Below are 14,033 nucleotides of genomic sequence, written 5' to 3' on the forward strand. Positions count from 1 at the left end.
CCTTTCTACTTTCTAAGCTTCTTCTGCAATCGGTACAATTCATTCATGGCGTCCATCGGTGTCATATCAAATAAATCAATATCTTTTAAATCACGTACAATATCAGATTCTTCGGTTGTATGCTGTTTTGGTTTTTGTTTCCCTTCTTCTATAAAAAAGGATAGCTGTCCCGATTCCTCGGTTGCAGCTGTCTCTGACTGTTGAACAGATAGTTGTGACTTAGCTGTACCTTCTAATTCTTGTAATATCGAACTGGCACGTTCAATTAATGACGGTGGTAGTTCAGCTAACTTAGCAACATGAATGCCATAACTTTCATCAGCCGCTCCTTCTTTAATTTGGTGTAAGAAGACAACATTCCCTTCATACTCTTCAGCACGAACATGAATATTTTTCAACCTTGGCAAGGTTTGCTCCAGATCAGTTAATTCGTGATAATGTGTAGAGAAAAGCGTCTTTGCATGAATATGATTGTGGATATATTCAATAATTGCTTGTGCTAAGGCCATACCGTCATACGTACTAGTCCCTCTGCCAATTTCATCAAGCAAGATAAGGCTGCGATCTGTCGCATTCGAAATAGCATGATTTGCTTCAAGCATCTCTACCATAAAAGTACTCTGTCCAGCTACAAGATCATCAGCCGCTCCAATCCGCGTAAAGATTTGATCAAATAAAAGTAAATCAGCGGACGCGCAAGGAACAAAACAGCCAATTTGACCCATAATTACCGTTAGCGCCAATTGACGCATGAATGTACTCTTTCCGGACATATTTGGACCAGTTATTAATAGAATACTTTTATCCTCATTTAAGACAATATCATTTGGAACAAAGGTACCTTCTTTCATTACTTGTTCAATAACTGGATGCCTACTTTTTTCAATGGATAACTGATTCTCTACAAAAGTAGGACGTACATAATTATTCGCTTCACTTACCGTAGCAAATCCTTGTAAGACATCTACATAACTTACCGCTTCGGCTAATTGCTGTAATGCAGGGATATGTTCTTTCATCTTTTCACGAATATCAATAAATAATTGGTATTCTAACTCGACACTCTTTTCTTCCGCTTCTAATATTAATTGTTCTTTTTCCTTTAATTCTGGAGTAATATACCTTTCTGCATTTGTTAGGGTTTGTTTTCGTTCATATTTCCCCTCAGGAAGCAGATGTAAATTGGCTTTAGTTACTTCTATATAGTAGCCAAATACTCGATTATATCCTACCTTTAATGATTTTATATTTGTTTCTTCTTTTTCTTTCCGTTCGAGTTCCGCTATCCATTGTTTTCCGTTTCTCGAAGCATCACGATAAGTATCAAGTTGTTGGTGGTAGCCGTCTTTAATGATCCCTCCCTCTTTAATAGAAATGGGAGGATCCCCTACTAAACTCGTTTCTAATAAATCAACAACCGCTTCCGGGTAATTAAACTGATCTGCCAGATTTTGGACAACAGGCTGTGAAAATTGTTTTAAAATCGTTTTTAATCGAGGAACCTTTGATAATGATTCCTTTAATTGTAGGAGATCACGTGCATTCACGTTGCCAAATGCGATTCTTCCTGCGAGTCTTTCTAAATCATACACTGACTTTAAGGTCTCCCGTAAATCATCACGATCCATAAACTGCTGATAAAAACGATCGACGATTTCAAGTCTCTCTTCTATCAGCTGTTTGTTCAACAATGGGCGCTCTAACCATTTTTTAAGCATTCTTGCTCCCATTGCTGTTACCGTCTTATCCAATACCCATAACAAACTCCCGTATTTTTCTTTCTTCATCATTGTTTCTGTAAGCTCTAAATTCCGTTTGGAATACATGTCCAATGATAAATAGGAACTCAAATGAATTATTTCTGCTGGCTGCATATGTTCAAGTGATCGTTTTTGCGTATACTGTATATAATTTAACAGTCTACTTAGTGATGTTAACAGACGATCATCATGTAAATTCTCACAAAGACTGCGATATTCAGCATTAAAAGTTACTTCATCTTGATAAGATAGGGTGACATGAAGCCGTTCACGCAATTGGTTCTGCAATCCCTCGGGTAAATTGGAGGATATTACAATTTCTTTAATTGGCTGATGATATAATTCATGAAGGACGGCATCCCACCCATTTTCGAATAGAACCAAGCGATTTTCCCCCGTTGATAAATCACTATAAACGATCACGTAGGAATGATTAAAATGGGATAGGCTCGCTATAAAGTTATTTTCCTTCTCATTTAACATATTCTTTTCCATTACTGTTCCAGGTGTAATCAATTGAATAACTTCTCGTTTAACTACGCCTTTTGCAGACTTGGGATCCTCCACCTGTTCACAAATAGCAACCTTATATCCTTTATCAACTAATACTTTTATGTAATTCGCTGCAGAGTGATATGGAACACCACACATTGGGATCGGTTCTTGCTTGCCTGAATCTCGCTTCGTTAAAGTTATCTCTAGTTCTCTAGCCGCTTCAATCGCATCATTAAAGAACATTTCATAAAAATCGCCTAATCGAAAGAAAAGAAATGCATCCTGATGCTCCGCTTTAATTTTTAAATATTGTTCCATCATTGGTGTATTCTTTGTCATGTTTTATCCCCCAAAAATCCCAAGTATTCTTCTGCTATTATAGCATATAATATCGCAGACATTCGATGAATCGATACGATCGATCATTCACATTTCACAAAACAAAAAAATTACGAGGAATAGAATCCCTCGTAATTTTATTTAATCTTTATGAAGAAAATCTGGTTCTACTTCTTCGAGTTCATCATCGGTTAATTCATAATCCCAAACATGGTCATCGTCATCTTCAAATTTTTCCCGTTTAGGGTCTACACGAACGGCTATTTTCGTATCGCCAATTACTTGCACAATAAATTCCCGCTCAATTTCCGCCACAATTTTATGCCCTTTATTTTCAATATTACAGTTTAGACAATTAGGCTGTTGAATCACTTTCGCAATCACATCAAAGTCATCATTTAAACAGTGGTCATCTTTTACAGACAATGGAACCTTTTCGCAATAAGTTACACGCTCTGTAATTGCCTCTGTTTTTGTATTATCATTATACGAATACCAAATATTAATATCGTAGCTGCCATTGATTTCAACTGTGTCTTTGGACTTTTTCTTTGCATTGTATAAATGATTAATTACCCAGCATCCTAGAATACTTGAAGGTCTATGTGATGGCGAAATGGAATGTGTTTCTTGTGAGAATTTGCGACCTTTGCCACATACCGCTTTCGTAATGATCTCTCTATATTCATTATCTAGAAAACTCATAATTACCTTTACCTCCTCTTTTTTCATAGTCATTTTATGCAAGACAAATACCTAAAGTGCATAGCTATTTATGAAAAAGGAAGAAAGGATGGAAAAAAGACAGGAAATTATTTTCCTGTCCAATTGTTAATGGCTGCAGCCGGATTTGTTTTTTAGTTTAGACCCTGTTTCTCCAGCTAGGATATCGCCACCAGTTGATTCTATAACATTATTCGTAACCTCTCTTGCGATGGTTCCAGAAACAAGCTGCAATACATCATTTACTACCACTTGTGATTCTTTAAATTCCTGAACTACTGGAATAGCATCAATCTCAGCTTGAAAAATATCTATTTGCTCTTCTACTTGTTTTAAAGCTTCTTTTTTTCCATAAGCCTGTAAATTAACTGCTTGTTTTTGCAATGCTTTTATCTTTGTAATTAACTGCTGTACTTTTTTGTTTTCATTAATTTTAGCCTCGACTTGCTTAAAGCGGTCAATTTCTTCTGTGCTTGCAAGCATGCCTGCTAATTTCTTGGCCTCATCAAGTACTTGTTTTCGTGTGTATTCAGCCATACTACTCCACCTCAACTGTTTTTTCTACCATTATACCATTTAATGACCACGTTTTCGCTTCTGTTACTTTTACTTCTACAATCTTACCAATTGAAGACGTTGGTCCTTTAAAATTAACCAATTTGTTCTTCTCTGTATAACCGGCTAAAATATCTGGATCTTTCTTACTTTCACCTTCCACAAGGACTTTAACTACTTTATCTTGATACTTCTTCATTGATTCAGCAGATTGTTTGTTTACTAACTCGTTCAAGCGATATAACCGTTGTTTTTTTACTTCTTCTGGAACATCGTCTTTTTTACGTGCTGCTGGTGTTCCTTCACGTGGAGAATAAATAAAGGTATAAGCAGCTTCAAAACCTACTTCTTCAACTAAACTCATTGTTTCTTCAAATTGCTCTTCGGTTTCGTTTGGGAATCCGACAATGATGTCAGTTGTCAAGGTTGCATTAGGCATGGCTTCTCTTATTTTGCGAACGAGTTCCAAATAGGATTCTCTGGTATATTTTCTGTTCATTTTCTTCAATATTTCACTGCTCCCAGATTGGACAGGAAGGTGGATATGATCAAGAAGATTACCACCTTTGGCTAACACTTCGATTAGTCGATCATCAAAATCTCTTGGATGAGAGGTAGTAAATCGAATTCTTGGGATGTCAATCCGGTGAAGATCTTCCATTAAATCACCAAGGCCATATTCCATATCTTCTAAATCTTTTCCATAGGCATTTACATTTTGTCCTAACAAAGTGATTTCCTGATAACCTTGAGCTGCTAAATGACGTACTTCTTGAATAATATCTTCTGGTAAGCGGCTTCGCTCTTTTCCGCGAGTCATTGGTACGATACAATATGTACAAAACTTATCGCAACCATACATAATATTTACCCAAGCTTTAATCTTTCCTTTTCTAGCTTTCGGTAAATTTTCAATAACATCGCCTTCTTTTGACCATACTTCAACAATTTTTTCTTTACCGAACATTGCTTCTTTTACAAGGTGCGGCAGGCGGTGAATATTATGTGTTCCGAATATAAGATCAACATGTTGGTGTTTCTTCATAATCCGGTTTACAACGGATTCTTCCTGCGACATACAGCCGCACACTCCTAAAATCAAGTCAGGTTTTTCTAACTTTAGCGGCTTTAAATGACCAATTTCACCGAACACCTTATTCTCAGCATTCTCTCGGATTGCACAAGTATTCAATAAGATAATATCTGCCTCATTGGTTTCAGAAGTAGGTTCATAGCCCATTTCTGTTAATATTCCCGCCATTACTTCCGTATCATGCTCATTCATTTGGCAGCCATATGTACGTATTAAAAACTTTTTGCCTTTACCGATATTTTCCATATCTTCAGGAATACCAAAATCATAATGAACATTTACTTTATCGCGACCACGTTTTCTAGCTTTGTTTAAATTTGGTGGTTCATAGGTAGTTTCAAAATACTTCGCAAAATCTGCACTAGTCTTTTCACTTAAAGGTTTATCTTGACTGGATCTTTTGTCCATTGGATCGACCTGTTTAATTTGCGCTTGATGATTACGCTGTTCTTCGTTCATGATATATCTCCTTTCTATTGATTGGAAGATAATTTTCCCATTATTACAGTATAAACGTTTCTATTTATTTTAACAATATTAATCTGATGCCTTCCAATAAAAAGACATCTATAGATAAGTTATATCTCCTTATTGTCATAAAAAAAGTGCTACGATTAGTCGTAACACTTTTATTTTCTATTCTTCCGTCATATCTATCTAGGTTCTACAATTAATTTGATTGCGGTACGTTCTTCATCATCAATTAAAATATCAGTAAAAGCTGGAATACAGATAAGGTCTACTCCACTAGGTGCAACAAATCCTCTGGCGATTGCTACTGCCTTCACAGCTTGGTTTAGTGCACCAGCTCCGATGGCCTGAATTTCTGCTGATCCACGTTCTCTTAAGACGTTCGCAAGTGCACCTGCTACTGAATTGGGATTTGATTTTGCTGACACTTTTAATACTTCCATTACTAGTACCTCCTTCATTTACTATTATAGTTCTATACCTACTATATTCCTGGAGATGTTAGCTTATTACCCTATTATGCATTAATAATTCAAAACATTCAAATAATCAAATGAAAAACGGATGGTCATCATTAATTAAAATACGTTCTACACTTTTTGCCCTTCCCGTTTTATCATCAATGGTAACAAAAAAACCATTTAATTGACTTCTTCCCTTTTTTGTAATTTCAAAACGTACTGGCATAGAAGTTAAAAAACGGTTCATTACCGATTCTCTATCAACTCCCAGTATACCATCATACGGGCCTGTCATTCCTACATCAGATATATATGCGGTTCCTGCTGGTAATATACGTTCATCTGCTGTTTGTGTATGGGTATGGGTACCTACTACAGCACTTACTCTACCATCAACATACCAGCCCATCGCTTGTTTCTCACTGGTTGCCTCACCATGAAAATCGATAAAAATGATGTTTGTTCTTTGTTTTGCTTCTTCTATTAATTCATCAGCCTTTGTAAAGGGATCGTCAATTGGCGGCAAAAACGTCCTTCCTTGTAGATTAATTACCGCAACTTCCACACCATTAATATTGATATAAATGATTCCTTTTCCTGGATTGTTTTCAGGGAAGTTTGCTGGTCTAATCATATTCGAAGCATCATCGATGAAGTCATATATTTCCTTTTTATCCCAAGTATGATTACCCATAGTTACTACTTGAGCTCCCCAATCTAATAACTGTTTATATATTTTCTCGGTAATCCCTTTTCCTGAGGCTGCATTTTCTCCATTTACGATTGTTAGGTTTGGTTTGTATTTTTCTTTTAATTTTGGTAGGTATTCTTGTACCATATTTCTTCCTGGAGATCCAACGATATCTCCTATAAATAATATCTTCATTTATTCAATCATCCTATCTATTATAGTACTTTCAGTTTTCCACAATGGGTATGTATTGTCAAAGCATAGCTTGATTCCACCGCAAAATAAAAAGCGGCCCTCAGACCACTTTTTATTTTGCGTATTCAACTGCTCTCGTTTCTCTAATTACAGTTACTTTGATATGACCTGGATAATCAAGTTCTCCTTCGATACGCTTACGAATATCTCGTGCGATTCGAACAGATTCTACATCATCAATTTCATCTGGTTTCACCATAATTCGAATTTCTCTACCAGCTTGAATAGCAAATGATTTCTCTACACCTGTGAACGATTCCGAAATTTCTTCTAATTTCTCTAATCGTTTAATATAATTCTCTAGCGTCTCACTTCTAGCTCCAGGTCTAGCCGCAGAAAGCGCGTCCGCTGCAGCTACCAACACGGAAATAATCGAAGTAGGCTCTTCATCACCATGGTGAGAAGCTATTGAATTAATAACAACCTCATGCTCCTTGTATTTAACAGCCAACTCTTTACCAATTTCAACGTGGCTTCCTTCTACTTCATGATCGATTGCTTTTCCGATATCATGCAGTAAGCCAGCTCTTCTTGCTAATGTTTCATCTTCACCAAGTTCAGCAGCAAGCAAACCTGATAAGTATGCTACTTCCGTTGAGTGCTTCAAGACATTTTGTCCATAGCTTGTACGATATTTTAAACGCCCAAGAATCTTAATCAAATCGGGATGTAAGCCATGCACTCCCACTTCAAATGTTGTTTCTTCCCCGATTTCACGTATATATTCGTCGACGTCGCGTCTTGCTTTATCCACCATCTCTTCAATACGAGCCGGGTGAATACGCCCATCTTGTACGAGTTTCTCTAACGCTATACGAGCAGTTTCTCGACGAATTGGATCAAATCCAGATAGTATTACTGCCTCCGGTGTATCATCAATAATTAAATCAATTCCTGTCAGCGTTTCAAGTGTTCGAATATTACGACCTTCACGACCAATAATACGTCCTTTCATCTCATCATTAGGAAGATTAACAACCGATACGGTTGTTTCAGCAACGTGGTCAGCAGCACAGCGTTGTAAAGCTAATGATAGAATGTTTTTAGCTTTCTTATCTGCTTCTTCTTTTGCACGATTTTCTGCTTCTTTGATTAATAATGCTGATTCATGTGCAACATCTTGTTCAATTCGTTCTAAAATAATCTGCCTAGCCTGGTCTGTAGTATATCCCGAAATGCGCTCAAGCTCCGTTTGCTGCTCTTGTATCATAGCTTCCACTTTGCTTTCCATTTCTTCAATTTGTTGTTGTTTTTCTGTTAGAGACTGTTCTTTCTTTTCTAACATAAGCTCACGCTTATCTAGTGACTCACTTTTCCTGTCTAGATTTTCTTCTTTTTGCATCAGACGATTTTCTTGCTTTTGAACTTCATTTCTCCGTTCACGAAGTTCGTCTTCCGTTTGTTGACGAAGCTTATGGTTTTCATCTTTTGCTTCAAGAAGCGCTTCTTTCTTGGAAGCGTCAGCATTTCGATGTGCTTCATCAACGATTTGCTTTGCTAATGTTTCTGCACTAGAGATTTTTGCTTCTGCAATAGATTTACGAATCAGATAACCAACAACAATACCGACGATTAGGATTACAAGCAAAATGGAGATGAGTATAAGACTGTCCATGATTTCACCTCCTATTGCTATAAAATTGTACAATTCATTATTGTCGGCATGTAACAGTTTTAATGCGTGTAATAACAATAAATTATATCATTGATATGATAAATCTATACAAATTTAATTTTAATTGTGTACTATACGAATGTCAAGGAAACGTCACAACTTCACCTCATATTGATTGAAAATATTGGTAATACATTATTCTTATAGTAAAAATCCCCTTGCTTCTATCGCAAGGGGATGTAAATAGCATTATACATCTAAGCTTTCTTGACCAACTTGTTGTTCTTCTTCTTTCGGCTCTTCGTCTAAACCATAGTGCTCTCGAATTGCTGCATGTATTTCTGCCATCATATCAGTATTTTCTTTTAGGAACTGCTTGGCATTTTCCCGTCCTTGACCAAGACGTTCTTCATTATAAGAATACCAAGCACCACTCTTGTTTACAATATCTAAATCGGAGCCAATATCAATAATTTCGCCCTCTTTAGATATCCCTTCACCATACATGACATCTACTTCTGCTTGTTTAAATGGCGGGGCAACTTTATTCTTAACTACTTTTATTCTTGCTTTATTTCCTACCATTTCGTTCCCTTGCTTCAACGTCTCTGCTCGTCGTACTTCTAATCGAACGGAGGAATAGAATTTCAGCGCCCGTCCACCAGGTGTAGTCTCAGGATTTCCAAACATAACGCCAACTTTCTCACGAATTTGGTTAATAAATATCGCCGTCGTTTTTGATTTATTAATTGCTCCAGATAATTTACGTAAGGCTTGTGACATTAACCTAGCTTGTAACCCAACATGGGAATCACCCATTTCACCTTCAATTTCAGCTTTTGGCACAAGGGCAGCAACTGAATCCACCACAATAATATCGACTGCACCACTACGCACAAGTGCTTCAGCAATTTCTAAGGCCTGTTCGCCAGTATCTGGCTGTGAAAGTAAAAGTTCTTCTATATTAACACCTAAAGCACGTGCATAAGTAGGGTCTAACGCATGTTCCGCATCAATAAAAGCGGCTTGTCCCCCTTGACGTTGTGCTTCAGCTATAGCATGTAACGCTACGGTTGTTTTACCAGAGGATTCCGGACCATAAATCTCAACAACTCGGCCACGAGGATACCCACCAATTCCAAGAGCTACATCTAATGCTAATGAACCACTAGGGATGGTTGCCACTTTTTGTTCTGCTTGTTCGCCTAGTTTCATAATAGACCCTTTACCGAACTGTTTCTCTATCTGTCTTAACGCCATATCTAAAGCTTGTTTTCTATCACTCAAAGCGTCGTCCTCCTTTAATAATCTAGTTCTATCATACATGCTTTTTCATCGTTTGCCAAGCAATAAATCGAATAAATGTTCCCTTTTTCTGAAGCGGAAATGAGATAAAAATAGATTTACAGCTAACCCAAGTAATGAAATTATTTAAAATGATAATCATTTAAACTTATATTTTATGATTTTAGCCATTTGTAGAGAAGTTCCATTCCCTTTAATACGGCTCTATTTCTAATCGTATTACGATCACCTTGAAACATCCATTTTTCTACTTGTTCTTTTCCATCATCATAGATAGCGATATACACGGTCCCTACAGGTTGTCCCTCAACCTCATCCGGTCCAGCAACACCAGTAAATCCTATTCCAACAGGCACTCCTAGCTTAGCAGCAACATTTTTAGCCATGGCAAGTGCACATGCTTCACTAATGGTACCCTTGTCGGTCAATGTCTCTTCCGAAATATCTAATACATGTTGCTTAACATGCGCAGCATAACTGACGATTCCACCTTCAAAAACAGAAGAAACGCCAGAAACAGAAGATATTTTCCCTGTAAATAAACCTCCAGTTATACTTTCAGCTACTGCAAGTTTTTTCTGTTTCTTTATTAGAAGGTCGATCACTTTCCCTTCTAACGTGTCTTGATCAGATCCATAAAAATATGAGCCTACTCGATTTATTATCTGGTCTTCTGTATGTTCAATTAGTTGACTAGCTTGAAGATCTGACTCACTCTTAGCAGTTAAGCGAATGACAATCCCATCATCCTGAGCTAGCGGGGCAATCGTTGGATTTGTTTGAGCTTGAATAATATCTTTCAATTCATGCTCCAATTTAGATTCTCCAATACCAATAAACTTCAACACTTTCGACTTAATAATTTCATTTTTTCCTACTAATTGTTGAACGAGCGGGAACAGATGCTCCGTTGCCAATGCTTTCATTTCTCTTGGCACACCAGGTAAGAAGATCCATGTTCTATTTTGAAAAGACACACACATCCCCGGAGCCATACCAGCATTGTTTAACCAAACCTCAGCACCTTCAAATACTCTTGCTTGTTTCCGATTATTTGGCGTCATTGTTGCTTGTTGTTTGGCAAAATATGCTGTTATCTTTTCCATGGATGGTTGATGTTCGATCATGGAAAGTTGGCTGATGTTTTGAAAAGCTTCCCGAGTTAAATCATCATCGGTTGGTCCAAGACCACCAGTTACAATAATCAGATCAGATCGCTGCTGTGCCTGATAGAACGATTCCTCCACACGCGTGAGGTTATCACCAACAACCACATGGTTATAGACATTAATTCCATAGTTGGCTAATTGCTGAGAAAGCCATTGAGCATTCGTATTTGCAATTTGTCCAAGCAATAATTCGGTTCCAACCGCAACAATTTCTGCTTTCACTTGTTTTATCATTTAGAATCCCTCATCACATGCCAATTTTTCACAAAATAGTCAACACCAGATATGACAGTGAATAGAAGACTAATATATAGCATCACTTCTCCAAAAGGGAAGCCAATATAGGAAAATGGAAAATTATGAAGCAGTAAAACAGCAATTGCCACCATTTGTGTAGCTGTCTTTAATTTCCCCATGCTACCCGCTGCTAACACAATTCCCTCACCCGCAGCAACAAGTCTGAGTCCAGTTATAGCAAATTCTCGACTAATAATGATGATAACAACCCATGCAGGGGCTACCCCCACTTCAACTAAAATAATTAGTGCTGCGGATACAAGTAATTTATCTGCTAGCGGGTCTAGGAATTTCCCTAAATTCGTTACTAAATTATATTTTCTGGCATAGTGACCATCTACCCAATCTGTTGCTGCTGCTATAATGAATAACAGCCCAGCTATAAAATGAGATACGGGTAGCTCTGCTTCTCCAATATTCCATGTTCCCCAATTAAACGGTACACTCATAAGAATGATAAAGATTGGAATTAATAGGATACGAGAAATGGTAATTTTATTCGGTATATTCATTTGTTTTTATCCTCCTAGTATTTCAACGAAAAGTGATAAACCCTTCCAAAAAGTTGAAAGGAAGGGTCAATTGATTTATTCAGCTTCTTGATTCAATTCTATCCAAATATTTTGTCTTACAGTACTTGAATCCACAGGATATTCCATCTCAACCCCATTAACCGTAATCGTTAATACAGAAGCATTACCGATTTTGAAAAATACACGCTCTTGTCCTGTTAGATCGATTTCAAGTGGTGACTTTTCTTCATTGAACATAGCTTCTTCAAAGAAAATTTCATCACTTTCCGATTTCACTCCAAGCCAAGTATCTCCTTCTGCTTCTAAGGTTGCAGTAACTTCTTCACCTGCATAATTATATGCTACAATTGATTCAGGCGTATTTCCTGTTCCCTTTTCTACAGTAGAAAATTCACCCTTCGGTTCTGTTTCCTCTTGACTTGCTTCATCATCAATAGATGCATCCTCCGATTTTTCATTCGCTGCACTGTCCTTGTTTTCTTCGTTTTCGTCACTAGCTGTTTCGGAGTCCTGCGTTTGACTTGTGTCATCATTAATAATGACATCCTCATCCCCATCTTGATTAATAGGCTCATTTTCTCCCTTACCAGACATACTTTGAGAAATAAAAAATACGGCAACAAGAATAATACCGACAATCAATAATACTACAATTACGGTAGGAAATAAGGAAAAGTTAGATGATGGCTTATCGGTATTGTTATTTTTACGCGATCGCTGCATCCGACTGTAATGCTCCTCCGTCGGTTCTTCCGTTTTTGGAACTTCTTCTTTGAATTCTTCCATTAGTTCATCTGGATCTACCCCTACTGCATTGGCATACTCTTTTATGAAAGCTCTTGCGTAAAATTTTCCAGGAAGAATATGTAAATTGCCTTCCTCAATTGCAATTAGATATCTTTTCTGTATCTTTGTTGTTTCTTGTAGGCTTTCCAAAGAGAGGTTTTTTGCCTCCCTTGCCTCTTTTAGTCTTGCTCCAATTTCCATTCCAAACACCATCCAATTTAAAAATCAAACATCGAAAAACCATCTTCTTGACCAAATTGTTGTCTTTGAACAGGTTCATAAGTAATTTCTTCTTCTTCATGACTTCGTAATTCAATAATATAGTCAAAATCATCCATTTTGTATTCTGTTGATTGTACAAATATATCTGGATGTTCTACCACTTTAATAGCAGGAAGCTGCATGACTTCCCGAATTAATTGCCAGTGCTGCTCATTCGCTCGTCTTGTCGACACCATTCCATCGATAATATAAATATTATCAGGGTTATACTCCCCTTCAATTAATTTGCTACGGACGGTCTGTTTTAATAAGGTACTGGATACAAACAACCATCGTTTATTTGCACATACACTTGCGGCAACAATTGATTCTGTTTTACCTACTCTGGGCATTCCTCGAATACCAATTAATTTATGACCATCTTTTTTATAAAGTTCTGCCATAAAATCGACCAACAGGCCAAGATCATCTCGTACAAAACGAATCGTTTTGCGATCATCTACGTCTCTATGTATGTATCTTCCATGACGTACTGCCATCTTATCTCGAAGCTTAGGCTTCCGCAGTTTTGTGACCTGAATCATGTCCATGGTTTGCAAAATGGATTTTAATCGTGTTATGTTTTCGTCATACTTGGAAAGTAAAAGCATTCCTCTACGAGCATTTTCCACACCGTTTATCGTAATAATATTAATGGATAGCATACCTAATAAAGAAGATATATCACCTAATAGACCAGGTCGATTAATTTGAATTTCATATTCAAGATACCACTCTGTTTTTTCCATATAAAGCTCCTTTACCGAGACTTTACTTATGAGCCTTCTTTTTTGATACTATCTAAATATATAATAAAGGATTTTCCCTAATGTGAAAAGTGATTATCCAAAAAATTAAAAAGAAGCTGCTTTTGAACAGCTTCTTTCAGCGTATCGACATATTGTTTACTGTTGGTTTCCTTGATTTTGAACAAATTTAACCATTGTGTTTGCGATCGCTTGTTGCTCATCTTCAGATGCTGCATTCCATAAATCACGTAACACTGCTTCTTCATTATTTTTAGCATCTACATTCTGTGCAAGATAATCGCCTACTTCTTGGGCTACATTTTGAATGGTCTTGTCGCTCATTCCTTGCTGCTGCGCCTGTGTAAGTTTGCTGGAAAGAAAGCTTTTCCATGAATCAAAGTTATCAAGAACTGACATACTTTTCTCCTCCTTCTCAATTTATACATGCATAGTATTTGAAATACTTCCTAGTTTA

At 37.1% G+C, this 14,033-nt stretch carries 13 protein-coding genes; all 13 read right to left on the reverse strand.

The window, feature by feature from the left end; translation table 11 throughout:
- Positions 1–5: 5 nt before the first annotated feature.
- Positions 6–2,594, reverse strand: a complete 2,589-nt coding sequence (gene mutS / locus M948_RS36620) for a DNA mismatch repair protein MutS (protein WP_021291500.1) — start codon at positions 2,592–2,594, stop codon at positions 6–8.
- Positions 2,595–2,735: 141 nt separating this feature from the next.
- Positions 2,736–3,299 carry an outer spore coat protein CotE gene (gene cotE, locus M948_RS36625; RefSeq protein ID WP_021291501.1) on the reverse strand — a complete coding sequence of 188 codons (564 nt, stop codon included), beginning with the start codon at positions 3,297–3,299 and terminating at the stop codon, positions 2,736–2,738.
- Between the two features lie 126 nt (positions 3,300–3,425).
- Positions 3,426–3,854 carry a RicAFT regulatory complex protein RicA family protein gene (locus tag M948_RS36630; protein WP_021291502.1) on the reverse strand — a complete coding sequence of 143 codons (429 nt, stop codon included), beginning with the start codon at positions 3,852–3,854 and terminating at the stop codon, positions 3,426–3,428.
- Position 3,855: 1 nt separating this feature from the next.
- The gene (gene miaB / locus M948_RS36635) at positions 3,856–5,424 is read right to left on the reverse strand and encodes a tRNA (N6-isopentenyl adenosine(37)-C2)-methylthiotransferase MiaB (RefSeq protein WP_021291503.1); all 1,569 of its coding nucleotides are present in this window, start codon (positions 5,422–5,424) and stop codon (positions 3,856–3,858) included.
- 194 nt (positions 5,425–5,618) lie between these two features.
- The gene (locus M948_RS36640) at positions 5,619–5,879 is read right to left on the reverse strand and encodes a stage V sporulation protein S (RefSeq protein WP_021291504.1); all 261 of its coding nucleotides are present in this window, start codon (positions 5,877–5,879) and stop codon (positions 5,619–5,621) included.
- 106 nt (positions 5,880–5,985) lie between these two features.
- Positions 5,986–6,783 carry a TIGR00282 family metallophosphoesterase gene (locus M948_RS36645; RefSeq protein ID WP_021291505.1) on the reverse strand — a complete coding sequence of 266 codons (798 nt, stop codon included), beginning with the start codon at positions 6,781–6,783 and terminating at the stop codon, positions 5,986–5,988.
- Between the two features lie 112 nt (positions 6,784–6,895).
- Positions 6,896–8,458 (reverse strand): ribonuclease Y, encoded by a 1,563-nt coding sequence (gene rny / locus M948_RS36650; RefSeq protein ID WP_021291506.1) that lies wholly within the window; start codon positions 8,456–8,458, stop codon positions 6,896–6,898.
- A 249-nt stretch (positions 8,459–8,707) separates the two neighbouring features.
- Positions 8,708–9,745 carry a recombinase RecA gene (gene recA / locus M948_RS36655; protein WP_021291507.1) on the reverse strand — a complete coding sequence of 346 codons (1,038 nt, stop codon included), beginning with the start codon at positions 9,743–9,745 and terminating at the stop codon, positions 8,708–8,710.
- A 173-nt stretch (positions 9,746–9,918) separates the two neighbouring features.
- Complete coding sequence (locus tag M948_RS36660) at positions 9,919–11,166, reverse strand: competence/damage-inducible protein A (protein ID WP_021291508.1); 1,248 nt, start codon at positions 11,164–11,166, stop codon at positions 9,919–9,921.
- Positions 11,163–11,741, reverse strand: coding sequence for a CDP-diacylglycerol--glycerol-3-phosphate 3-phosphatidyltransferase (gene pgsA / locus M948_RS36665; protein WP_021291509.1), 579 nt, complete (start codon positions 11,739–11,741; stop codon positions 11,163–11,165). Before pgsA ends, M948_RS36660 begins: the two co-directional genes overlap by 4 nt.
- A 75-nt stretch (positions 11,742–11,816) precedes the next feature.
- Positions 11,817–12,749: a helix-turn-helix domain-containing protein gene (locus M948_RS36670; protein WP_021291510.1), complete on the reverse strand. Its 933-nt coding sequence runs from the start codon at positions 12,747–12,749 to the stop codon at positions 11,817–11,819.
- 17 nt (positions 12,750–12,766) lie between these two features.
- Positions 12,767–13,558 carry a DUF3388 domain-containing protein gene (locus M948_RS36675; RefSeq protein WP_021291511.1) on the reverse strand — a complete coding sequence of 264 codons (792 nt, stop codon included), beginning with the start codon at positions 13,556–13,558 and terminating at the stop codon, positions 12,767–12,769.
- 156 nt (positions 13,559–13,714) lie between these two features.
- Positions 13,715–13,975: a DUF3243 domain-containing protein gene (locus tag M948_RS36680; RefSeq protein ID WP_021291512.1), complete on the reverse strand. Its 261-nt coding sequence runs from the start codon at positions 13,973–13,975 to the stop codon at positions 13,715–13,717.
- Between the last annotated feature and the right edge of the window lie 58 nt (positions 13,976–14,033).

The sequence above is a fragment of the Virgibacillus sp. CM-4 genome (assembly GCF_000445495.1).
In the GTDB taxonomy this organism is placed as follows: Bacteria; Bacillota; Bacilli; order Bacillales; family Amphibacillaceae; genus Virgibacillus; species Virgibacillus salexigens.